The organism is Krasilnikovia sp. MM14-A1259 (assembly GCF_047159535.1).
Classification (GTDB): domain Bacteria; phylum Actinomycetota; class Actinomycetes; order Mycobacteriales; family Micromonosporaceae; genus Actinoplanes.
On sequence record NZ_BAAGAJ010000002.1, the window covers coordinates 998,067 to 1,019,934 of the forward strand.

The window sequence follows — 21,868 nt, forward strand, 5'->3', positions numbered from 1 at the left end:
GCGGGCTACAGCACCACGAACCGCGGGTGGGGGTGGTGCAGGAAGTCGTGGTGGGAGATGTCCCAGCCGTACGCGCCGGTGCGGGCGAACACCAGGATGTCGCCGACGCGGAGCCGGTCGACCGGGTGGTCGCGGGCGAGAACGTCGCGGGGGGTGCACAGTTCCCCGACCGCGTCCACGGCGGTGTTGCCGATCTCGGGGCGGGCCCAGTCGTACGGCCAGGCGTCGACCGGCAGCACGGTGAACGGGTGGCTGTAGCCCCACGCGGCGGGCAGCCGGAAGTGGTGGGTGCCGCCGCGCAGCACCGCGAACCAGCGGCCGTGGGTGTGTTTGAGGTCGAGCACTTCGGCGGCGTACCAGCCGGCGTCGGCGGCCAGGATCCGCCCGGGTTCGACGATCAGGTCGACGCCGGTGAGGTCGAGCCCGGCCAGGCCGCTGCGCAGCGCGCCCAGGTCGATGGTGGCGTCGCCGGTGTAGTCGACGCCGAGGCCGCCGCCGACGTTGACCACGTGCAGGTCGATGCCGTGGGCGGCGGCGCACTGCCGGGACCAGGTGAGCGCGTCGGCGACGAACGCGGCGTGCGCGGTCGCGTCGAGGTTGTTGGAGACCGCGTGCAGGTGGAACCCGGTGACCTGCACGGCGGGCAGGGTGGCGGCCAGCGCGAGCACGGCGGGCAGGTCCTTCTCGTCGACGCCGAACGGGGTGGCCGTGCCGGTCATGGCGTGGCTGCCGGGCAGTGCGGCGCCCGCCCGGTTGACCCGTACCGTGACGGCGGCGGTGGTGCCCGCGGCGCGGGCGGCCACGTCGACGCGGCGCAGCTCGTGTCCGCTTTCGACGTTGAGTTGCGCGCGGGCGGCGAGCGCGGCGGCCAGTTCCGCGTCGGTCTTGGCCGGGCCGCCGAAGACGATCCGGCGGGCACCGGCGGCCACGGCCAGCGCCAGTTCGCCGCCGCTGGCGACCTCCAGGCCGTCGCAGGCCGCGGCGAGGGTGCGTACCACGTCGGGGTGGCCGTTGGCCTTCACCGCGTACAGCAGCGTCGCGGCGGGGGGCAGCGCGGCGCGGACGGCGGCGGCGCGCCCGCGCAACGCGGCGGTGTCGTAGACGTACGCGCACACCGGCCGGGGCAGGGCCCGCAGCGCGGCGGCGACCGGCTCAGGCGGGCGCATGCAACGCGTTCGGTACGGGCACGTACGTGTCGCCGTCGCCGAGCAGCCGCATCCGCACGAGCGCCTTGTGGGCGGTGAGCGGGGCGGTGAACGCGGCGTGGTCGGCGCGGGCGTCGGCGCCGAGCCCCGCGTACGTGTCGTCGACAACCGCGCGGACCTCGCGCCACGCGGTGTCCTCGTCCAGCCCGTGCGCGCCCAGCCGGATGATCAGTTCGCCGAGGTGGGCCTGCAGCGCGGTGTAGCCGAGTTTGGCGCGCAGCACGTCCGGGTCGGCGGTGGCGATCACCGAGCCGGGCCACAGCGTGACGGTGTGCCCGGCGGCGGCCAGCCGGCCCGGGTGCAGCCGCAGCCCGGCGAAGTCGCGGACGGCGAGCCGGTGGGGCCGCCCGCCGACGAACGTGGGCAGGCAGTTCTGCAGGTGTGCTTCCAGGGCGGCGCCGCGGGCGGCCAGCCGCAGCAGCGGTGGCAGCAGCAGCCGCGCGTACGCCGACAGCCATCCGTGTACCCCCAGCCCGGAGGTGGCGGCGAGCCGCCCGGCCAGTTCGGGCAGCGCCCCGCCGGGCACGACATGTTCGCCGGGGGCCAGAGCGCCGGTGAGCCCGTCGCGCAGGATCGCGGAGGCGTCACGGCCGGAGCCTGCGGGTACGGCGGCGCCGGCGGTCTCGGCCATCAGCAGCAGCCGCGCCCCGTCGGGGTCGTCGGCGAGCAGCGCGGCCAGCAGCCGGGCGATGGCCGGGCCGTTGCGGGTGCTGGCCACGCTGATGCTGCGCCGGGTGGAGGTGACCTGGATGTCCAGGGACACCTTGGCGTAGTGGCGGCGCCCGGCGGCGTCGGCGGGCAGGAGCAGGGTGCGCAAGGCGGCGGTCGGGGCGGCGTCCAGTTCGGCGTCGAGGATCCGCAGCGTGCCGTCGCGCAGCAGCGGGGCGTAGCGGCCGGGCAGGACGGTGTCGCGTTGCCACGGGTGGACCGGCTGCAGCCGGTAGCCGGGCGGGGCTGCGGGTAGCTGCGGGTAGGCGCGGGTCAGGTGGTCGCCGAGGTCGTCGCCGAGGTGCGCGTCGGCGCGTACGGCCACGAACCCGACGGTGGTGTGTCCGGCCTCCAGATCGTGGGCGAGCACGTCGGTGGTGTCCCAGCCCAGGCGGGTGCGTCCGCACGGGTGCAGGTTGTGGCCGGCCACGGCGAGCCGTTCGAGGCGCAGCGCGTCCGCGTCGGGGTCGTCGCCCGGGTGCGCCTGCACCGGGCGGGTGGTGGCGCGGGCCTGGGCGATGGCCAGGTTGACCACGGCGTTGCGCAGTTCGGCGGCGAAACCCGCGGCGTTGCCGGGCAGCCCGGCGGGCAGCAGGTCGGCGGGGTCGTCGGCGCCGGCCCGGTCGTACTCGACGCGGCCGAAGCCATGGCGGCGTCCGCCGCCGGTGTCGTCGGTGAGGCCTTCGCGCACGAGCGCGGCGCGCAGCCGCCGCCCGACCGTGTCGGCGGCGGCGGGCAGCGCGGCCAGGTACGCGTCGACCAGGCCGGGGGCGTGCACGGCCAGGGCGGCTTCGGCGTGCGCGGCGGCGACGGCGAGCGCGGCGCCGGACAGGCTGCGGGTCACGGCGCCGCCGCCAGCGGGTTGGGCAGGTACGCCCACTGGTCGTCCAGCGGGTCGGCGGCGAGCCGCATCGCGGTGGTCGCCTTGACCGGCAGCGGGTCGTGCAGCAGCCGGGCGGCGTCGGGTGTGCCGGCGGCGCGGACGGCGGCGGCGAGCCCGGCCCACAGCCGGGCCGGTTCGGCGTCGTGGTGGCGGGCCAGCACGGCCACCAGTTCCCCCAGGACCGTGCCCAGCGCGGCGAACAGTTTCGTGCGCAGCACGCCGGGGTCGTCGCTGGGCAGGTCGCCGTGCAGCGGGGGACAGCCCACGCCCGCCGTGTGCAGCCGGCGCGCGCTGACCCGGACGCCGCCGAGGTCGCGGTAGACGAGCCGGATGGGGTGCCCGGCCCGCAGCACGACGAGGGTGTTCTGCCCGTGCGCTTCCAGCGCGACGCCGCGGTCGAGCACGGTCAGCAGCGGCGCCACCAGGACGGCGGCCAGGGCGGTGAGCCATGCGTACGGGTCGGCGCCGTGGTCGCGGACCGCTTCGCTGAGCAGCGGCTGCCCGTCGGCGGGGGAGGCGGCGGCGAGCGCGGCCAGCGGCAGCACGGTCTCGCCGGGGCGTAGGTGCGGGGCGCGGCGGCGCAGGTACGCCAGGCGCCGGTCGGGGGCGCCGTCGACGAGCACGGCGCCGGCGGCGGTCTCGGCGAGCACGGTCAGCGGCAGGTCCCGGGTGAGTTCGGTGAGCAGTGTGGACAGCAGCGGCCCGTTGTGCACCGCGGCGGGGGACACGGTGCGGACCGCGGAGGTCATCTGCACGTCGACCGCGGTCTTGAGGTGGTCGCCGCCGTCGAGGGGGGCGACCGTACGCAGCGACATCAGGGGCCGGGCGGGGCCGGTTTCGCCGTCGTCGGCGAGCCACGGGTGTTCGGCGCGCAGCCGTTCGGCCTGCCACGGGTGGGCGTACAGGACGGGCGGGGCGTCGCCGTGCCACCTGTCGGGGGGTACGCGCAGGCGGCGTAGCCGGATCACGGGCCGGTGCTCGGGGGCGTACGCGAGGACCTGCGCGGTGGTCAGGCCGGTGCGGGTGCGGCAGCAGGGGTGCAGGGGGTGGCCGTCGGTGACGGCCTGTTCGAGGCGGCCGAGCCCGCCGGGGTCGCCGGCGGCGGCCTTGAGGGCGCCGGTGCCGCCGTGCGGGGCGGGTGTGTCCGCGCGGGCCAGGGCGAGGTTGGCGACGCTGTCGTCGAGTTCGGCGGCGAGCGGGCCGGCGCCGGGCAGGCGCAGGGCGCGCAGCAGATTGCCGGGGTCGGTGTGGGCGTCGTCGCCGACGTGCACGGTGAGTCCGGGCGCGGCGTCGGCGAACGCCGCTGCTGCGGCCGCGGGGGCGCGCAGCAGGCGCCCGTCGTCGAGCAGCCGGTGCAGGTGCCCGGCCGGTCCGGGGGCGGGGCGCACGCCGGGCAGATGTTCGCGGTCGAGGGCGCCGAGCAGCCGGGCCAGCACGGCGGCGCGGGCGGCGGGCAGTGCGGTGTCGTACGCGTCGAGCAGGTCGGGTCGCAGCTGCGTCAGGGTGTCGCGGGTGTGCGCCGGGTCGGCGCTGGGGGCGGCGGGCCGGTTCGTCGGCTGGGGCACCCGCTCATTGTCGCGGTCGGGCGCATGGCGCGCTCGGCGCACCCCACCACAAACATCCTAGGACGGCCTACAGGGTGTGCGGCCTCGCACCCGCGCGAACGCCCGGCCAAACCAAAATCGGAACAACACCGACTACCCAAGGACTTTTCGCCTGGCCACCGTCGGCCCCTGCGCCGTCACGGCCGCTCAGGGACGGCCGGGCGGTGTAGCCGCATCCGGGCGCCGCGGCGCCCGGATCGGGCTTGATGTGGCGTACGCCACGCCGCCGGCGGGGCTCGGAGGGTTGTGAACCCTTAGGGGCGGCACGCGGACTGCCGACCTGTGGTGATGTGCGGCGCGGGTGTGTGCCGCGCGGAGTGCTCGCGATCGGCCTGCTTGAGCCGTCCTTGAGCTTGCTTGAGCTGTGCTTGACGTCCGCAACCCGGCCGCAACCGACAGCGACCGATTGCTGCACCCAGCGTCCCGAAAAGTTTCCCTCGTCAGCCGCTGAGCCGTCACGGCGACGACCGGAGGGGAAACGCAATGACTGCAGCGACCACGACCAAGACCGTCACCCGCGAGCAGGAACTGATGATCCGCGAGAACATGCCGCTGGTGGGCCACATGGTCCGCGAGATGCTGTTCAAGGTTCCGGCGCATGTGCACCGTGACGATCTGGCGTCGGCGGGATACGCCGCACTCGTGACCGCCGCCCAGGCGTTCGACGCGAGCCGGGGCATCCCGTTCGGCCGGTTCGCGGCGGTGCGGGTCCGGGGGGCGCTGCTGGACGAGCTGCGCAGCATGGACTGGGCGAGCCGGTCGGTGCGGGCCCGGGCGCGTAAGGCGGATGTGGCGCGGCAGGAGTTGACGACGCAGCTGGGGCGTACGCCGAGCGCGCCGGAGCTGGCGGAGCTGCTGGGTGTGGGCGTGAGCGAGCTGGCGCACATCGAGGACGACGTGCAGCGGGCGGCGGTGCTGTCGCTGCAGGGGTTCGCGGCGGGTACTGCCGAGGACATGGTGACCGACGCGGCGCCGAACCCGGAGGAGGTGCTGTTGCACCGGGAGCGGATCGGCTACCTGCACGATGCGGTGTCGGTGCTGCCGGAGCGTCTGCGCTTCGTGGTGGAGTCGTCGTTCCTGCAGGAGCGGCCGCTGTCGGAGGTTGCGGCGGAGCTGGGTGTGACCGAGTCGCGGGTGTCGCAGTTGCGGACCGAGGCGCTGGCGCTGCTGCGTGATGGTTTGAGCACGCACATGGAGCAGCAGGCGACGGTGGCGGCGAAGGATGGCTGTGTGGCGCGTCGGCGGGCGGCGTACGCGGCGCAGATCGCGGGTCGTAGCACGATGGCGTCGCGGCTGGCCGTGACGGATGTGCAGGGTATGAAGGTTGCCGCGGCTGCCTGAGCAAGGTGGTTCGGCGGTGTCGGCCGTCGCGTCCCGGGGTGGGGGCGCGGCGGCCGCCGTCGTTTGTGGGGTGTGGTGGCGGCCGGCGTGTCTGGTGGTGTTGCGGGTGGGGTGCTTTGGCAGCATGGGCGTATGTCTGTGGTGCCGCGGCAGGCGGGTGTGGTGGCCGTCGGGGGTGGGGCGGAGCAGGTCACGGAGGCGTGGCTGGCGAATCGGCGGTTGTCGGAGCACACCCGGGTGGCGTACCGGCGGGATGTGGCGGGGTGGTTGGGGTGGTGTGCGGGCCGGGAGCTGGATCCGTTGCGGGCGTCGTTTCTGGATGTGAATGCGTATGCGCGGGAGTTGGAGTCGCGGGTGGATCCGCGGTCGGGGCGGCGGTTGTCGGCGGCGACGGTGGCCCGCAAGCTGTCGGGTTTGTCGAGTTGGTACGACTTTCTGGTGAAGTTGCGGGCGGTGGCGGCGAACCCGGTCGGGGGAGCGGACCGCCCGTACGTGTCGCGGGATCATTCGGCGACCGTGGGGTTGTCCGCGGAGCAGGTGGATGCGTTGCTGGCGGCGGCGCAGGCGGATGAGGGCCCGGCGGCGTTGCGGCATCGGGCGATGGTGGCGTTGCTGGCCGATCTGGGGTTGCGGGTGGGTGAGCTTGTCGGGCTGGACGTGGGGGATGTGGGTGCTGAGCGGGGCCACCGTACGGTGCGGTTCGTGGGCAAGGGCGGGCGGGCGCGGCGGCGGGTGTTGACGGCGGCTGCGGGTGCGGCGCTGGATGCGTACCTGGGGGTGCGGCCGGCGGGGGCCGACGGGCCGTTGTTCGTGACGGCTTCGGGTGCCCGGGTGGATCGGCATGCGGTGTTCCGGCTGGTGCGGCGGCTGGCCCGGGATGCGGGGATCGCGGGTTGGCAGCGGTTGTCGCCGCATTCGCTGCGGCACGCGTTCGCGACCTCGGCGCGGGCCGAGGGGGTGGCGTTGGAGGATGTGCAGGACGCGATGGGGCATGCGGATCCGCGGACGACCCGCCGTTACGACCGGGACCGGCACAACCTGGACCGTGATCCTGCGTACACTTTGGCGGCCGCGCGGGTCCGGCGTGCCGGGTTTTGACCGACCCCCTATTCTCGACCGGTTGCCGGTCGGGTTCGGGAGACGGGGTTCGGGTTGAACATCTTCGAGGCGGTGCTGCTCGGCGCGGTCGAGGGCATCACGGAGTTCCTGCCGGTCTCGAGCACGGGCCACCTGACGATCATGGAAAAGGTGCTGGGGTACCAGATCGACGATCCGGACATCACGGCGTTCACGGCGATCATTCAGTCGGGTGCGGTGCTGGCGACGACGATTTTCCTGCGGCGTGACATCGCCCGGATCGTGCCGGCGTGGGTGCGGGGCGTGTTCAGTGCGCAGCGGCGCGACGACGCGGATTACCGGTTCGGGTGGGCGGTGATCCTGGGGTCGATCCCGATCGCGATCGTGGGGCTGGCGTTCAAGGACACGATCGAGACGACGTTTCGGAGTCTGTGGTTCGTGGCGGCGTCGCTGATCCTGTTCAGCGGGGTGATGTGGTTCGCGGACCGGGCGGCGACGCAGGTGCGTCACGAGGACGACGTGACGTGGAAGGACACGCTGATCATCGGGGTGGCGCAGTGTCTGGCGCTGGTTCCGGGGGTGTCGCGGTCGGGGGCGACGATGTGCGCGGGTCTGTTGCGTGACTTCGACCGGGTGACGGTGACGAAGTTGTCGTTCTTCCTGTCGATCCCGGCGTTGCTGGGGGCGACCGCGTTGGAGGTCGTGAAGGAGGCCGGGAACATCTCGGCGGGGGTGGGCTGGGGGCCCACGATCGTTGCGACTGTCACGAGTTTCGTGGTGGGTTACGCGGCGGTGGCGTGGCTGTTGAAGTTCATTTCGAAGCATTCGTACAGCATCTTCATCGCGTACCGGTTGCTGCTGGGGGCGTTGCTGACGGTGCTGCTGGCGACGAGCGTGATCGCGCCGAAGTGATCGGGGCCGTGGCCGGCTGAGTCCGGGTGGGGTTCAGGCGGCGACGCCGAGGCTGAGCATCAGTGTGCCGGCTGGGTGACGCGGGTCACTGATCGGTCTCCGGTGTGGACATCAGCCGCCGCGCTGCGGCGGCTGATCGGCCGGTGGCTGGCCGCCGAAAGTATGAGGTGCAACCCGGGGGCAACCGTCCGTGACCGGGGGGCGCACCTGGCGACCTCGACTCTCTTTCCCGTGAGCGGCTGCACCTGCAGCCGTCAGACCGGGGGAGATCAGAAGTGGCCCGCAAGCAGCTGCGCAAAGCCGTCACCACCATCAGCGTCCTGCTCGCCGGTACCGGCGCGGCGCTGACCGCCACCACCGCGGTCACCGCGACTGCCGCCCAGGCCGCCGGAGTCTCCACGGCCACTCTGCAGAGCCAGCTCGTCACGTACACCAACAACACCCGGGTGCGTGCGGGCTGCCGGCCGATGCGGGTCGACTCCCGTCTGCTGCTCGCGGCGCGCGGCCACTCCGCGTACCAGGCTTCCACGAACCGTATGAGCCACATCGGTTCGCACGGTTCCACGTTCGTCACCCGCGCGCACACCGCCGGCTACGCGTGGCCGATGAGCGAGAACGTCGCGTACGGCTACCGCACCGCCTCGGAGACCATGAAGGCGTGGATGGCCAGCCCCGGGCACCGCGCCAACATCCTCGACTGCCGCGCCAAGGCGTTCGCGGTCGGCGTGTACTACGCCAAGAACGGGACCCCGTACTACTCCCAGGAGTTCGGCTGGCGCTGACCCGCACACCACACCCCTGACCGGCCGGCATGCCCCCGCATGCCGGCCGGTTTCATGTCCCGTATCCGGCCGGATATTTCCCACCCGGCCGGATACGGTACAAAGCGGGTAGCCGGGCGGAGAGCCGACAGGGGGAGGCGTCAGTGAACACGAGTCAGGATCGGCCGTGGTTGCTGCGGTGGGCCGTGCTGGGCCTGATCGTGGCGGGCGGGATCATCCAAATCGTCATGTCCGCCTACTACCTCAGCGTGGCCCACGCTCCGCAACCCCACGACCTGCCCGTCGGGTACGTCGCCGCCCCCGCCGACGCCGCCCGGGTCCAGGCCGCCATCGACCAGGGCGGCCAGTTCGCGTCGCGTCCGTACTCGTCGGTCGACGCGATGACCGCGGCCATCACCGCCAAACAGATCTTCGGCGGGCTCGACGTCACCGCGGCCCCGCCGCACCTGTACATCGCGTCGGCCGCCGGCACCGCGGCCGCCAACGCGCTGAAGACCGCGTTCACCACGGTCGTGCAGAAGCAGACCGCCGATCAGGTGCAGCAGCTCACCGCGGCGGGCCGGCCGGTGCCGCCGGCCACGGTGCAACAGCTGACCACCCCACCGGCCATCACCGATGTGGTGCCGTTGCCGGCCGACGACCGTACCGGCGCGTCCATCGGGCTGCTGGTGCAGGCGCTGGCCATCGGCGCCACCGTCGCGTCGATCGGGCTGGGCCGCATCGGTGCCCGCACGAAACCGTCGGTGTGGCGCGGCGTCGGGCACACCGCGACACTTCTTGCGTACGCGGCCGCGTCTGCCGCGGCGGTGCTGGTGGCTGCGCACGCGTTCGGGATCGTGGCGGCCGGCACCGACGCGCACCTGTTCCGGGCGTTCCTGCTGGTGTCCGTGGCGATCACCGGGTCCGTCGCCGGTCTGGTCGCGTTGATCGGCGCGGCCGGTTCGTTCCTGGGCACCGCGTACTTCCTGTTCGGTGTGCCGATCTCCGGCGCGACCGTGCTGCCGGAGTTCCTGCCGCCGGTTGCCCGTGTGCTGGGGCAGGTGCTGCCCACCGGCGCCGGCGCCACCCTGGTCCGCGACATCCTGTACTTTCCCGCCGCGCCGGTCACCCGCCCGGTCCTAGTCCTGAGCTTGTACGCGGGTGTCGGCATCGTGCTGGTGCTGGTCACCAATGCGCTGGCGAACCGTTCCCGGCGGGCGTCGCTGCTGCGGGTCACACCGGAGGCCGAGCCCGACACCGAGGACGCCGCCGCCGCGGCCTGACCTCGCGACCGCGGCGACCCCGATCGACAACGCCCGGCGGCCGCGGCCGCCGGGCGGCCTTTTCCGCCGAGCGGGCCGGCATCCGGCCGGACAACGCGGCGTCCGGCCGGTCAGCCGGGCAGGTGCAGGGCGGCCCGGACCAGGTCCAGGGCGGCCTGCGGCGCCACCCCCAGCGCGGCCGTGTCGGCGGCGTAACGCTGCGCCAGCTGCCGTGCCTGCTCGGGCACCCCCGCGGCGCGGGCCGTGACCAGGGTGCCGAGCCGGCCGCGGGTCTGCACCAGCCCGGCCTGTTCCAACTCCCGGTACGCCCGGGCCACCGTGTTCGCGGCCAGGCCCAGCTCGGCGGCGAGCTGCCGTACCGGCGGCAGCCTCGTCCCGGCGGGCAGGGCACCGGTGGCGGCCAGCGCCGCGATCCGGGTGCGCACCTGCTCGTACGGCGGGACGGCCGACGCGGCGTCGATGACGATGTCCATGGGCGGGGCCCCCTGCGTTCGGATCAGCCTGCGCTCAGATCAGCCGCGGCGGGGTGTTGCCGGCGGCGAGGATGGCGCGGCGCATCGGCACCATCGCCAGCAGGATGCCACCGGCGACGAAGAACACGATCAGCGACACGATCCCGATCCGGTAGCTGTTGGTCAGCTGATACACCAGCCCGAACGCGAGCGGGCCGAGCCAGCTGGTGCCCTTGTCGCTGATCTCGTAGAAGCCGTAGTACTCGCCTTCGCGGCCGGCCGGGATGAGCTGGCTGAACAGTGACCGGCTCAGCGCCTGGCTGCCGCCCAGCACCAGCCCGATCGCGACGCCCAGCAGCATGAACGGCAGCGGTTCGCCCGCGGGCAGCCAGTACGCGGCCAGCATCACCCCCAGCCACAGGGCGAGGCTGATCAGGATGGTTTTGCGGGCGCCGATGCGTTCGGCCAGCGCGCCGAGCAGCAACGCCCCACCGAACGCGAGGAACTGCACCAGCAGGATCGTGACGATCAGGTCGCTCTGCTGCAGCCGCAACTCCTCCGTGCCGTACTGGCTGGCCAGGGCGATGACGGTCTGGATGCCGTCGTTGTAGACCAGGTAGGCGAGCAGGAAGAACAACGTCAGCGGGTATGCGCGCAGCCCGCGCAGGGTCCGCCCGAGCTGCCGGAACCCGTCCAGCAGCACGTTGCCGCCGTGGTGCGTGGCTGCCGCGGCGGGGTGCTCGCGCAGCCAGCGCAGCGGCAGCAGGGTGAATCCGCCCCACCACAGCCCGGCCGACACGATGCACCAGCGGGCCAGGTCCAAGGTGCGCTGGTGGTCGCCGTCGACGCTGAGCATCTGCACGACGACGAGGTTGGCCAGCAGCAGCAGCCCGCCGCCGAGGTAGCCGATGGCCCAGCCACGCGACGACACCCGGTCGCGTTCGTCCGGGCCGGCCAGCGCCGGCAGGAACGAGTTGTACACCACCACGGACGCGCCGAACGCGATGTTGGCGATCAGGAACAGCACCCCGCCGAGCAGGTACCGCTGCCCGGTCACGAACGCGAACCCGGCGGTGGCCGCGGCGCCGGTGAACGCGGCCGCGGCCAGCAGCGGCTTCTTGCGGCTGCTGCGGTCGGCGACCGCACCCATCACCGGCAGGACGACGACGGTGAGCAGCACCGACAGCGACACCAGGTACGGGAAGTAGGAACCGGCGGCGACCGTGATGCCCAGCGGGTGCACCCGGCCGTGGCATTCGTCGGCGCCCAGCGCGCACCCCGCCGCCTGCTCGGTGACGGTGGTCAGGAACGGCCCCAGGAACACGGTGATGACCGTGGTGGAGAACGCCGAGTTGGCCCAGTCGTAGAAGTACCAGCCGGTGCGTTCGCGGCGCCCCGCGGCGGGGGCGGCGAAGGTGTCGGTAGCGGCCATGACGTGCGCTCCAGCTCATCCGGGCGGTGGTGAGCGCCCATGATGTCACCTGCAGCGCCGGTTCTCACGTGTCGTGGCGCCACCATCGGGCCAGCGCGCTGGTGGCCGGGTCGTCGGAGTCGGCCAGCGCCTGCCACGGGTCCGCCCCGGGCGGCAGGTCCGCGCCCGCGTACGCGGCCAGGCCCGCCGCGTCGGGATGCTCCACGGGCAGGTGCACGGCGGCCGGGTCGACCAGGCCGAGGCTGCCGGTGTCGATCCACGGGAACCCGTCGACCGGTTCGGGCAGCGGGCCCACGTCGAGCGCGGGCGGGAACACCCCGGCCGGGTCGGCGCCGGTGTCGTCCCACGCGTCCGGGTCGGTGCCGACGTGCCCCAGCAGGTGCGGGTCCGCGGGCGGGTCCACATTCTCCTGCCCGGCGTCGTGATGGTCGCCGGGCTCGGGGGCCGCAGTGTCGTGGTCGTGGCCCGCATGGTGCTCGTGGCCGGGATCATGGCCGAGATCGTGCGCGTCGTCGTAGCCCGGGTCGTGGTCGTGCCCGTCGTCCAGGCCCCACCCGCTGTCGTGGCCGTGGTCGAAGCCGGGGTCGAACACATCCGGCAGGCCGGCGTCGTCGTGGTGCTCGCCGGGCAGGCCCGGATCGTGGTGGCCGGGGTCGTCGGGAAAATCGGGCCACAGGTGGTCACTCATCGATGTCTCCCTTTCGCGTGCGCTCGCGGCCCTCGCTGCGCTCGGTGCACTCGCTCACGCGGTGCCGGTCGGGCGTGCGCTCGCGGCCCTCGCTGCGCTCGGTGCACTCGCTCACGCGATCGTCTCCTCGGGGTCGGCCGGGGTGGGGGTCAGGGTCCGCGCCCGGGTCAGCACGTCGTCGACCGTGGCCAGGCGGCCCCGGATCGCGTCGAGTTCGGCCTGGGCGGCGGCGCGGCGCCGGGCCCGGCCCGCCGCGTCGGTCGCGGCGGCCGCATCGATGTCGGCGATGTGCGCGTCCAGTTCCCGCAGCCGCCGCTCGACCGCCTCGTCGACGGCGACGCTGAGCGCGTACTGCAGGTCGGTGAAACGGAACGAGATCTCGTCGGTGAGCGCGGCGCGGGCCTCGGCGAGCACGTCACGCAGCCACGCGCGGGCCTGCTGCCGGTCGGTCTGCACCCGCCGCCGGTACAGCACGTACCCGCCGGCGGCCAGGCCCAACCCGATCCCGGCGACCGGGATGAGCAGCCCACCGGCGGCCAGGCCGCCCGCGCCGAGCACGCTGGCGCCGAAGATGGCGCCGCGTCCGGCCATGAACGCGATCCCGCCCGCGGACAACGCGATCAGCAGGTTGTCGCCGGAGGCGTCGCGGGGCGGCCCGGCCGACAGGGCGTGCCGCAGGGTGGCGTTGAGGCGCGCCAGCACCTGTTCCAGTTCCGCGTCGTCGAACACCTGCGCCAGCACGGCCGCGCCGACCTGCCGGAACGTGTCGTGCAGGTCCTGCGACAGGCGCACCGCGACGGCCTGCAACTCCGTGTCGACGGTCTGCGGCAGCGTGGCCAGCGCGTCACGACGCGACCGGTCGATGCGCTCGCCGACGCGTTGCTGCACTTCGGCGACCTGCGTACGCAAAGATCCGACGACCTCGATGCGGGCCCGCTGCGTCTCGGTGTTGAGCAGCAGCGCCCACTGCCGCGACTCGGTGCGTTTACGGGCGGCCAGCGCCGCGCGTTGCGCGCGGACCGCGGCCAGTTGCGCCGGGTCGGCCTCGGTGGCCTGCAGCCGGGCGTGCGCGGCGGCGTCCAGCCGGGTCAGTTCGCCGCGGGCCGCGCGCAACACGTTGGCCTGCTGCAGCTGATGCCCCCGCCCGGCCAGGTCGATCAGGGCGTGTTGCAGTTCGGCGATGCGGGACGCCTCCACCAGGGCGGGCGCGGCTTGCGGCGTGGCCAGCGCCGTCTCGGCCAGCCGCGCCGACACCGGGTACCAGCCGGCGTCGGCGAAGCGGGGGGCGTGGGCGCGCAGCAACGCCCGGTTGTCGGCGAGGATCCGCCGCCACCCCGCAAACGCGTCGATCTTGGTGAGGGCGAACACGACGGCGTCGACGCGTTCGCTGGCCGCGCCGAGGAAAGCCAGTTCCGGCTGCGACAGCGGCGCGGACGCGTCCACGGTGAACAGCAGCGCGGTGGCCCGCTGCACCGCGTCGAGCGCCACCGTGGCGTGCGCCGGGTCCAACCCGCCGACGCCGGGGGTGTCGACCAGGCTGACGTACTGCAGCAAAGGTGCCGGGTGGGTGACCTCGATGCGGCGGGCCCGGCCGTCGCCGGCCGCCCACGCGGGCAGCTCGGCCGGGTCCACGTCGACCGGTTCGCTCGCGCCCGGCGGCCACGCCCGCACCGCCCACGGCCCGGGCCCGATGTGCAGGTACGCGCTGGTCGCGGTCCCGGCGTCGACGGGGGACAGGCCGGGCACCCCGAGCAGCGCGTTGACCAGGGAACTCTTGCCGCGTTTTGTTTCGCCGACGACCACCACCGACGGGCGGGTGAGCCGTTCGCGGCGCAGCTCGGCCAGTTCCGCACCGGCGTCCGGGTCGGCGACGCGGACGAACGCGAGGGTGTCGCGGACCGCGGTGTCCAAGGCGGCGGCCAGCGCCCGGCCGGTCACGGGCCCACCTGCCCGCTCGTGCCCGATTCCGGCCCGGTCGTTGCGGGCAGGGGGGCGGCGCCGCCGCGCAGGGCCTGGGCGAGCAGGTGGAAACCGCGGTGCGCCACCTGCGCCACCCGGGCCTGCGCCGGTCCGGCACCGGCCACCGCGTACGCCCGCCACCGGTGCGCCGCCCGCACCGCCGCATCGGCCAGCTCCGCCGCACCCGCCTGCGGCATCCCCAGGATCACCCGCGGATCCTCGGCGGTGGCCAGCGCGATCAGCTCCTGCTCCCACGGCTGCGGCAACGCCACCACCCCCGCCGCGACCCGCTGCGCCGCGGCCAGCAGCCGCAGCCGGTGATACGCAGGGTCACGCAGCAACTCCTCCACCGCGTCGCGCAGCGTATCCCGGTCCGCGCCGGCGCCCGCGCGCCCGGCGAGGCGGTCCAGCCGGCTCAGCGCCCACCCCGCCTTGATCGCGTCGGAACGCCACCGCAGCGTCTGCTCCACAGTGTCGCGGACCCGGCCGAAACCGGACGCCTGCGCGAGGCGGCGCACCAGCTCCCCGGTGCCCAGGTGCGGCTGCGCCGCCAGATGCGCCACCGCGAACCCGATCCCGTACAGGTCGAGCAGCCCCAGCAGCCGCTCCCGCTGCGCCGCGGCCAGCGGGCCCGGCCGGGTACGGAACAGGTCCACCGACGCCAGCAGCACCGCCAGCTCCCCGGCCGGCAGCACCGAAAGCTCCCGCAGCGCGGCGCAGTCGGCGGCGGTGAGCCGGCCCGCCTGCGTCGTCTCGGCCAGCAACCCCACCACGGGGACCACGTCGGCGACCGTACGGGCAAGCAGCTGCGCCTGCCGGGCGGCGAGGGGCTGCGCGACCGGCCACGGGTCGGCGGCCCCACCGGCCAGCGTGTCGATCTTCGCGAACACGCCCAGCGCGTTGATCGGGCTGCTGGCCAGCTGCGCCGTCGCCGCCCGGAACGCCTCCAGGGTCTGCACGTCGTCGGCACGCACCGCCTGGGTGAACACGTACACGACCGCCTCGGCGGCGGCGACCTCCCCGACACTGCCGGAGTCGATGCCGGCGTCGAACGGGGCCTGCACCACCGCCGCGGCGCGGGCACTGACCCGCGCGTCGGTCGACGCCAGGCCCGGTGTGTCGACCACGGTCAGCTCCCGCAGCCGCTCACTGGTCAACACCACATCCAGATATGCGACCTGCTCCGCGCTGACACCGAGCCGTTGCGGGATCATCCCGGTGTCGTCCAGCGGCAGGCAGCGCCGCGAACCGTCGCGGCCCACCACGTCGACGCGGTCCGCGCTGCCGTACCGGAACCGGGTCACCACCCGGGTGCACTCACCCGCAGCGGTCGGCGCGACCCGCCGGCCGATGAGCGCGTTGACGAGTGTCGACTTTCCGGCTTTCAACCGCCCGGCGATCGCCACCCGCAGCGGCTCACCGAGCCGCTCACGGATCTGTTGTACCTGGCCACCGACGTCCGGACCGACCCGTGCCACGATGTCGTCACACAGGGTCGCCGCGCGGGTGCAGAGGGGACCGGTCACCACGACTCGTCAGCGCCGCCGGCCGTCAGCGACAATATGCTGGCCGCGACCGTCGTCCACCACCATGATCCGGTACGTCCTTCCGTGCCACCGGCAGGACGGGACGCCTGCCGCAGCACACACACTACGGATCGGGCCGCGCGCCTGGATCCCGTGTTCGTGCCACCACCGGCACGGACACCGGCCACGCATCGGGGAGGGCGCGGTGCCGCAAGACCTGGCCGCCGTGGCCGAGCGGCACCTGCGCCGCCCGGGCCTGGTCGTCGTCGCCGGAGCGCCCGGCTCCGGCCGCAGCACCGTGCTGCAGCGCCTCGCCGCCACCGCCCCCGGCGCCGTGCACACCGGCGGGGGACTGGCCATGCTCACCGCCGTACCCGCCCTGGCGCTGTCGCGGGCCGTGCGGGCCCGCCTGCCCGGCCACGACGCCGCCCTGCTCGCCGAAGCGGTCCGCTCCCGGGTCCGCGGCGGCCTGCTCATCCTCGACGACCTGCAGTACGCCGACCCGGCCACCCTCGCCGCGCTGCCCCCGCTGGCCGCGCACTGCCGCATCGCGGTCGCCCTGCGCACCCCGCACCGGCTCGGCGACGCCACCGAGGCGGCGCTGCGCAACGCCGCCACCGCCTGGCTGACCGTGCCGCCACTCGACCCCGCCGACGCCGCCGACCTGGCCCGCCGCACCGCCACCCTCGACCCGGGCACCCTCGACGCGGTCGTCACCCGCGCCGGCGGCAACCCCCTGGCCATCGTCGCGCTGGCCCGCCACGCCGGCACCGGCCGCAGCGCCGCCGGCGCCGACATCGACCAGGTCGCGTACGCGATCGCCGCCGCCCTCGCCGACCTGCCCCGCCCCGCCCGCACCGCCCTGGCCGCGCTCGGCCTGCTCGGCCGACCCGCCCCCGCCGCCCTGCTCGGCCCCGGCTCCGCCGACCTGCTGGCCGCCGGGCTGGCCGCCGACACCGACGCCGGCCTGCAACCCACCTCCACCTACGTCGCGGAAACCGCCGCCGGGCTGCTCGACGCCGCCGCCCGTACCGACCTGCACCGACGCCTCGCGCAACTGACCGCACCCGCCGAAGCCGCCCACCACCTCGCCGCCGCCGGTGACCACCCCGCCGCCCACCGCGCCGCCCTGCAGGCCGCCGACCGCACCACCGGCGCCGAACGCGCCGCCCTGCTGCTGTTCGCCTGCGACCTGCCCGGCATCACCGCCGACGCGCGGGTCCGCCTCGCCGCCGCCGACGCCGCCCTGGCCGCCGGCCGCCCCCACGCCGCCGCCCGCGTCCTGAGCACCGGCGGCCCCCTCGGCGTCGAAGCAGACGTGCTGCGCGGCGAAGCGCTGCTCCAAGCCGGCGACCCCGCCGCCGCCCGCCACGCCGTCCAACCCATCCCCGACGCCGCCGCCCCGGCCGTCACCGCCGCCCGCGACCGGGTCCTGCTGCTCGCCGACCTCGCCACCGACCCCGACCTCGCCACCGACACCGCCGACAAGATCAACGCCCGGCATCCGCGCCCCACACCCGGGCTCGCCGCCGCCCTCGCCGCCGTCCGCGCCGCACACCGCACCCCCGGCTGGGAAGACGACCTCGCCTGCGCCGCCGCCGACCACAGCGACCCCCTGATCGCCCGGTGGAGCGCCTGGCAACTCGTCGAACACCTCACCGCCGACGCCCGCCTCACCGAATCCGCAGCCGCCGCCCGCGCCGCCGCCACCACCTGCGCCGCCGACCTCGCCTACAGCTGGCAAACCCGGTTCACCGCCGCCGCCGACTTCGCCGCCGCCCTCGCCGGCACCACCGCCATCGGCGAACCCGAACCCGACCCCGACCCGTACGCATTCCCCGCCACCACCGACCCCCGCACCCCCGAAACCCGCCCCGAACCCGCCGACACCCTGCACCGCCGCGCCGCCGACCTCACCGACCGCACCCTGCCCCCCGACGCCCACGGCTACGCCGCCGCCGCCACCGCCCTGCTCGAAGCCGACGCCGGGCTGCTCGCCGCCGCCCGCGCCCGCCTCACCGACCTCACCGACCACCCCGCCGCCGCCTGGGTCGCCCGCGAAGCCGCCTGGCTCGACGGGCAACCCGACCGCACCGCACCACCCGGCACCGGCCGCGGGGGACTGCTCACCGGCCTGCACCACATCACCGCCCGCTGGGCCGCCCACGACCGCGGCACCACCGCACCCGCCGCCATCCCCACCGGCGTCCCCGCCGCCGCCCGCCGCACCCTCACCGCCTGGGCCACCGGCACCGGCTTCACCGCCGCCGCCGACACCTGGGCCGGCACCGCCATCCGCGAACAAGTCCGCTGCCTGCTCGCCGCCGGCACCCACGAACCCGACCCCGCCCGCGCCGTCGCCGCCCTGCTCGCCGCCGAACAACTCGCCGACACCGCCGGACTCACCGTCCTCGCCGGCCGCGCCCGCCGCGGACTACGCCGCCACCACATCCACCGCGACACCCGCGGCCCCCGCTCCGGCACCCACCTCACCGGACGCGAAACCGACGTCCTGCGCCTGGTCGCCGCCGGCGAACCCACCCGCCGCATCGCCGGGCAACTCGGCATCTCCACCGAAACCGTCGACACCCACATCCGCGCCGCCATGCGCAAACTCGGCGCCCGCACCCGCACCGAAGCGGCCGCGCTCGCCTTCACCCACCCCGACGCCCAACCCCCGCGGGAGGACCGCCGGTGACCCGACCAACCGACGCCCCACGACACATCGTCGCCACCAGCGCCGACGCCGACACCGTGCTCCGCCGCCTCACCCGCGCCGGCTGGACCCCCCGGCCCGGCTTCGCCCTGCCCGACCCCACCTGGGACGTCACCGCAGCCCGCCTCGTCCTGCACGGCCGCATCACCGACACCGACACCCTGCAACTGGCCGTGCTCGCCGCCGCCCGCGGCGCCGGCATCGTCGCCGTCAGCGACACCGACACCCCCGTCGGCCGCGCCCTCGCCGACGACCTCGCCCGCCTCGGCCCCCTGCACCACGGCACCAGCACCGGCGACGACGACACCGTCGCCGACCTCGTGCCCGAACAACGCGCCCTGCTCGACCGGCTCGCCGCCGGCGACACCATCGCCGCCGCAGCCGCCGCCGAATTCCTGTCCCTACGCACCGCCAACCGGCGCATCGCCGAAGCACGCGCCCTGTTCGGCGTCCGCACCACCCGCGAAGCCGTCCTCGCCTACCTGCGGCAACGCCGCAACGACTAGCCCGAACCCGGTCAGCCGACGGTCGATAGAATCACCTGCCGATGAACCTCGACATGATCTCCATCCCCGCAGGCCAGATCACCCTGTCGGACCGGCGGACACAAACACACTGGACGGTCGAGCTCGCGCCGTACCGACTCGCCGCACACCCGGTCACCCGCGCGCTGCACACCCGAATCACCGCAGGGCACCCGCACCCACACCGGACGGCCGACTGCCCGTCACCCACGTGTCCTGGCTGGACGCCGTCCGCTTCTGCAACGCCCTGTCCCACCACGAGGGCCTGACCCCCGCATACCACCTCAACGGCGACCACACCGACACCGACACGGCCGCCGACGGATACCGGCTACCCACCGAAGCCGAATGGGAACACGCCTGCCGCGCCGGCACCACCGGCCCCCGCTACGGCCCACTCGACGACATCGCCTGGCACCGCGGCAACTCACACGAACAACCCCACCCCGTCGGCGGCAAACAACCCAACCCGTGGGGCCTGCACGACATGCTCGGCAACGTCTGGGAATGGTGCTGGGACCTCTACGACACCACCGTCTACGGCAACTACCGCGTCCTGCGCGGCGGCGGATGGTTCGACGAACCCTGGAGCTGCCGCGCCTCCGTACGCCGCCGCAGCCACCCCACCCTCCAGATCGAAGACCTCGGATTCCGCCTCGCCCGCCCGGAACCCCGATAACCACCACCCGCGGCTACACCGCGGCACCCGCCTCATCCGCATGCGCGATCCGCGTCAGCTCCCCCCACAACAGCACCAGGAACACCGCCGAACCCACGAACGCGAACCAGAACGGCGCCGCCACCCCCCACCGATCCGCCAGCACACCACCCACCACCGAACCCACCACCAACCCACCGTACGTACACACCGTGTTCACACTGCCCACCCGGCCCTGCAACTGCTCCGGCACCGCCCGCTGCCGCACCGTGATCGACGTCGTACCCCAGACGAACGCATGCGCCCCGAACACGAAAAACACCGCCGACGCCACCCACGCCGACCGCGTCACCGCCAACACCAGATGAGTCAACGTCTCAATCACCAAACCAGCCCGCATCACATTGCCCAAACTCACCCGCCGCGTCAGCCACCCATACACACCCGTACCCACCAGCCCACCCACCGCCGACACCGTCGTCAACAGCCCGAACCCCACCGCCCCCAACCCCAGCCGACGCCCCGCATACAACACCAGCACCGACCACGCCGCCCCGAACGTCACGTTGAACACCAGAATCGTCAACGCCAACGTCCGCACCGCCGCATGCCGCACCGTCCACCGGAAACCCTCCACCATGTCACGACCCACCCCACCGGAACCACCCACCCGCACCGGCGCCGGCAACACGACCCGCCACACCAGCAGCACACCCGCCACCACCAACACCGTCTCCGCCACGAACGGCCAGACCCGGCCCACCGCGAACAACACCGCCCCCACCGGCGGACCCACCAACTGATTCAACGTGATGAAACCCGTCTGCAACCGGGCATTCGCCACCACAAGATCGTCACGGCCCACCAACATCGGCGTCAACGTCGCCACCGTGTTGTCCGCAAACACCTCCGCACTCGCCAACACCCCCAACGCCACCAACGCACCCGCCACCGACAACACCCCACCCGCCAACGCCGCCACCAGCGCCGCCAACACCACCGCCCGCAACCCGTCCGCCACCACCACGATCCGCCGACGATCCCAGCGATCCGACAACACACCCGCCCACAACCCGAACACCAACGGCGGCGCCCACCGCAACAACGCCGCCAACGACACCAGAAACGCATCCGAGGTCAACGACGCCACCAGCAACGGCCCCGCCGCAGCCGCGACACCATCACCCAGATTCGTCACCCACGCCGACGCCAGCAACCACCGAAACGCCGCACCCCACCGGGCCGGCACCACAGACTCCACGAACCCGCTCACAAACGCCCGACCCTACGGCCGCCACCACCACCCGCACACCGAATATCCCCACACCCCACGACCCACCCCGCTCACCCCGACCGATCCCACCGCCGCCGCACCCGCGACACCTCCACCGGCCGCGTCGGATCCACGAACCGCGGCACCCGCGGCTCACCGGACCGCAACGGCGCCAACGTCACCGTGATCCCCTCCATGATCCGATCCGTCGCCCGCATCGCCTGCGCACCCGCCGACCCACTCAAGCCCGACAGATCCACCGGCTCCCCGAAACGCACCCACACCACCGGCCGACGCACGACCGCCCGCAACACCGAACCCACCAAACCCTTCGGCGACGTGTACGGCAACACCGCATGCGCCCCCCACTGCGCCACCGGCACCACCACCGCCCCCGACATCGCCGCCATCCGCGCCACGCCGGTCTTACCCCGCTCCGGCCACATCCACGGATCCAGCCCGATCCGACCCTCCGGATACACCAACACCGTCGAACCCGCCGCCAACGCCGCCACCGCATCCGGCAACGCCTGCGCCACCTGCGCCGTACGCCGATCCACCCGGATATGCCCACACGCGCGCATCACCGCACCCACCACCGGAGCCCGGAAAATCCCACCCGTCGCCATGATCCGCGGCACCAACCCCAGCACCTGACACGCCGCCGCCAACACCACCGGATCCACCGGACTCACATGATTCGCCGCCAGAATCAGCGGGCCACCCCGCAACGCCTGCGGCACCTCACCGGACACCCGCAGCCGGCACACCACGGCAGCCAACGGCCGCGACACCCACAACAGCGCCCGCCACAGCCACGGCGCCCGCCACGACGTCTCCATCAGGCCACCATGATCCCACGACCC

General features: G+C 74.1%; 18 protein-coding genes and 1 pseudogene. 8 read left to right on the forward strand and 11 right to left on the reverse strand.

Features of this window, described 5'->3' with window-relative positions; translation table 11 throughout:
• Nucleotides 1–5: 5 nt before the first annotated feature.
• The 3 genes from ACMCNK_RS04180 to ACMCNK_RS04190 are packed head-to-tail and all read right to left on the reverse strand — an operon-like array spanning nucleotide 6 to nucleotide 4,361.
• Nucleotides 6–1,166 carry an alanine racemase gene (locus tag ACMCNK_RS04180; RefSeq protein ID WP_412735060.1) on the reverse strand — a complete coding sequence of 387 codons (1,161 nt, stop codon included), beginning with the start codon at nucleotides 1,164–1,166 and terminating at the stop codon, nucleotides 6–8.
• Nucleotides 1,153–2,757 (reverse strand): IucA/IucC family protein, encoded by a 1,605-nt coding sequence (locus tag ACMCNK_RS04185; protein WP_412735061.1) that lies wholly within the window; start codon nucleotides 2,755–2,757, stop codon nucleotides 1,153–1,155. Before ACMCNK_RS04185 ends, ACMCNK_RS04180 begins: the two co-directional genes overlap by 14 nt.
• On the reverse strand, nucleotides 2,754–4,361 hold the full coding sequence (locus ACMCNK_RS04190) for an IucA/IucC family protein (protein WP_412735062.1): 1,608 nt from the start codon (nucleotides 4,359–4,361) through the stop codon (nucleotides 2,754–2,756). The genes ACMCNK_RS04185 and ACMCNK_RS04190 overlap by 4 nt, the downstream gene beginning before the upstream one ends.
• A 522-nt stretch (nucleotides 4,362–4,883) precedes the next feature.
• Here ACMCNK_RS04190 and ACMCNK_RS04195 point away from each other — a divergent pair.
• The 5 genes from ACMCNK_RS04195 (at nucleotide 4,884) to ACMCNK_RS04215 (ending at nucleotide 9,774) form a co-directional block, all read left to right on the forward strand.
• On the forward strand, nucleotides 4,884–5,741 hold the full coding sequence (locus ACMCNK_RS04195; protein ID WP_412735063.1) for a sigma-70 family RNA polymerase sigma factor: 858 nt from the start codon (nucleotides 4,884–4,886) through the stop codon (nucleotides 5,739–5,741).
• 132 nt (nucleotides 5,742–5,873) lie between these two features.
• Nucleotides 5,874–6,839 carry a tyrosine-type recombinase/integrase gene (locus ACMCNK_RS04200; protein ID WP_412735064.1) on the forward strand — a complete coding sequence of 322 codons (966 nt, stop codon included), beginning with the start codon at nucleotides 5,874–5,876 and terminating at the stop codon, nucleotides 6,837–6,839.
• A gap of 54 nt (nucleotides 6,840–6,893) precedes the next feature.
• Nucleotides 6,894–7,730 (forward strand): undecaprenyl-diphosphate phosphatase, encoded by an 837-nt coding sequence (locus tag ACMCNK_RS04205; RefSeq protein WP_412735065.1) that lies wholly within the window; start codon nucleotides 6,894–6,896, stop codon nucleotides 7,728–7,730.
• Between the two features lie 275 nt (nucleotides 7,731–8,005).
• Nucleotides 8,006–8,512 carry a CAP domain-containing protein gene (locus ACMCNK_RS04210; RefSeq protein ID WP_412735066.1) on the forward strand — a complete coding sequence of 169 codons (507 nt, stop codon included), beginning with the start codon at nucleotides 8,006–8,008 and terminating at the stop codon, nucleotides 8,510–8,512.
• A gap of 143 nt (nucleotides 8,513–8,655) precedes the next feature.
• A complete protein-coding gene (locus ACMCNK_RS04215) occupies nucleotides 8,656–9,774 on the forward strand; it encodes a hypothetical protein (RefSeq protein WP_412735067.1) in 1,119 nt (372 codons plus the stop codon).
• A gap of 110 nt (nucleotides 9,775–9,884) precedes the next feature.
• Here ACMCNK_RS04215 and ACMCNK_RS04220 read toward each other — a convergent pair whose 3' ends face one another.
• From ACMCNK_RS04220 to ACMCNK_RS04245, 6 genes are all read right to left on the reverse strand, one after another.
• Nucleotides 9,885–10,247 (reverse strand): GntR family transcriptional regulator, encoded by a 363-nt coding sequence (locus tag ACMCNK_RS04220; protein WP_412735068.1) that lies wholly within the window; start codon nucleotides 10,245–10,247, stop codon nucleotides 9,885–9,887.
• 34 nt (nucleotides 10,248–10,281) lie between these two features.
• On the reverse strand, nucleotides 10,282–11,658 hold the full coding sequence (locus tag ACMCNK_RS04225) for an MFS transporter (protein WP_412735069.1): 1,377 nt from the start codon (nucleotides 11,656–11,658) through the stop codon (nucleotides 10,282–10,284).
• A gap of 64 nt (nucleotides 11,659–11,722) precedes the next feature.
• Nucleotides 11,723–12,346 (reverse strand): hypothetical protein, encoded by a 624-nt coding sequence (locus ACMCNK_RS04230; RefSeq protein WP_412735070.1) that lies wholly within the window; start codon nucleotides 12,344–12,346, stop codon nucleotides 11,723–11,725.
• The gene (locus ACMCNK_RS04235; protein WP_412735071.1) at nucleotides 12,339–12,461 is read right to left on the reverse strand and encodes a hypothetical protein; all 123 of its coding nucleotides are present in this window, start codon (nucleotides 12,459–12,461) and stop codon (nucleotides 12,339–12,341) included. Before ACMCNK_RS04235 ends, ACMCNK_RS04230 begins: the two co-directional genes overlap by 8 nt.
• The gene (locus ACMCNK_RS04240; protein ID WP_412735072.1) at nucleotides 12,458–14,284 is read right to left on the reverse strand and encodes a dynamin family protein; all 1,827 of its coding nucleotides are present in this window, start codon (nucleotides 14,282–14,284) and stop codon (nucleotides 12,458–12,460) included. Before ACMCNK_RS04240 ends, ACMCNK_RS04235 begins: the two co-directional genes overlap by 4 nt.
• Entirely contained in the window at nucleotides 14,281–15,831 is a 1,551-nt protein-coding gene (locus ACMCNK_RS04245; protein WP_412735073.1) for a dynamin family protein, read from the reverse strand. Before ACMCNK_RS04245 ends, ACMCNK_RS04240 begins: the two co-directional genes overlap by 4 nt.
• A 205-nt stretch (nucleotides 15,832–16,036) precedes the next feature.
• On the opposite strand from ACMCNK_RS04245, the gene ACMCNK_RS04250 reads away from it, so the two are divergent.
• The 3 genes and pseudogenes from ACMCNK_RS04250 to ACMCNK_RS04260 all read left to right on the forward strand — a co-directional run bounded on the left by ACMCNK_RS04250 (nucleotide 16,037) and on the right by ACMCNK_RS04260 (nucleotide 19,750).
• Entirely contained in the window at nucleotides 16,037–18,529 is a 2,493-nt protein-coding gene (locus ACMCNK_RS04250; protein ID WP_412735074.1) for a LuxR C-terminal-related transcriptional regulator, read from the forward strand.
• On the forward strand, nucleotides 18,526–19,053 hold the full coding sequence (locus ACMCNK_RS04255; protein WP_412735075.1) for a LuxR family transcriptional regulator: 528 nt from the start codon (nucleotides 18,526–18,528) through the stop codon (nucleotides 19,051–19,053). The genes ACMCNK_RS04250 and ACMCNK_RS04255 overlap by 4 nt, the downstream gene beginning before the upstream one ends.
• 41 nt (nucleotides 19,054–19,094) lie before the next feature.
• A pseudogene (locus ACMCNK_RS04260) lies at nucleotides 19,095–19,750 on the forward strand (formylglycine-generating enzyme family protein).
• 13 nt (nucleotides 19,751–19,763) lie between these two features.
• Here the strand turns inward: ACMCNK_RS04260 and ACMCNK_RS04265 are convergent.
• Nucleotides 19,764–21,002, reverse strand: a complete 1,239-nt coding sequence (locus tag ACMCNK_RS04265) for an MFS transporter (protein WP_412735076.1) — start codon at nucleotides 21,000–21,002, stop codon at nucleotides 19,764–19,766.
• 71 nt (nucleotides 21,003–21,073) lie between these two features.
• Complete coding sequence (locus ACMCNK_RS04270) at nucleotides 21,074–21,844, reverse strand: lysophospholipid acyltransferase family protein (RefSeq protein ID WP_412735077.1); 771 nt, start codon at nucleotides 21,842–21,844, stop codon at nucleotides 21,074–21,076.
• Nucleotides 21,845–21,868: the final 24 nt, after the last annotated feature.